Source organism: Arthrobacter livingstonensis, assembly GCF_003219815.1.
Taxonomy (GTDB): Bacteria; Actinomycetota; Actinomycetes; order Actinomycetales; family Micrococcaceae; genus Specibacter; species Specibacter livingstonensis.
In genome coordinates this window covers 1-1088 of sequence record NZ_QJVD01000114.1, presented here as the reverse complement: position 1 = coordinate 1088, position 1088 = coordinate 1, and the positions used below count along the sequence as shown (strand labels likewise).

1 protein-coding gene is annotated in these 1088 nt (G+C 45.9%); it reads left to right on the top strand.

Annotated elements, in window-relative coordinates; all coding sequences use genetic code 11:
- Positions 1–34: 34 nt before the first annotated feature.
- Positions 35–1088: polymerase PA (locus CVV68_RS25185; RefSeq protein ID WP_146239013.1), on the top strand; the 1054-nt coding region annotated here is incomplete at its 3' end.

Below are 1088 nucleotides of genomic sequence, written 5' to 3'. Positions count from 1 at the left end.
TCGCGTGATCAGCAAAAGCAGGTACTGATCCAAAATGGAAGACTTTGTGCGACAGTGCTTCAATCCAATGATTGTCGAGCTTGCGGAAAAGACAATGAAAGAATATGGGGAAGATCCGAAAATCGAAACAAACAAATTCGCATCAATATGCACACACTTAGAAGTCTGCTTCATGTACTCTGATTTCCACTTCATCGACGAACGAGGCGAATCAACTATAATAGAATCTGGCGATCCAAATGCGCTGCTGAAACACCGATTTGAAATAATCGAAGGGAGAGACCGAACAATGGCCTGGACAGTGGTGAATAGTATCTGCAACACTACAGGAGCCGAAAAACCCAAATTTCTCCCGGATCTGTATGACTACAAGGAAAACCGTTTCATTGAAATTGGAGTGACGAGGAGGGAAGTCCACATATACTACCTAGAGAAAGCCAATAAAATAAAATCCGAGAAGACACACATCCACATTTTCTCATTCACTGGAGAAGAGATGGCCACCAAGGCAGATTACACTCTTGACGAAGAGAGCAGGGCAAGAATCAAAACCAGGCTGTTCACCATAAGGCAGGAAATGGCCAGCAGGGGTCTATGGGATTCCTTTCGTCAGTCCGAAAGAGGCGAAGAAACAATTGAAGAAAGATTTGAAATCACAGGAACCATGCGCAGGCTTGCCGACCAAAGTCTCCCACCGAACTTCTCCAGCCTTGAAAACTTTAGAGCCTATGTGGATGGATTCGAACCGAACGGCTGCATTGAGGGCAAGCTTTCTCAGATGTCAAAAGAAGTGAACGCCAGAATTGAGCCATTTCTAAGAACAACACCACGCCCTCTCAGATTGCCTAATGGGCCTCCCTGCTCTCAACGGTCGAAGTTCTTGCTGATGGATGCTCTGAAACTAAGCATTGAGGACCCGAGTCACGAAGGGGAGGGGATACCGCTGTATGATGCGATCAAATGCATGAAGACATTCTTCGGCTGGAAAGAGCCCAATATTATCAAACCACATGAGAAAGGCATAAACCCCAATTATCTCCTGACTTGGAAGCAGGTGCAAGCAGACCTTCAGGACATTGGAAAGGAAG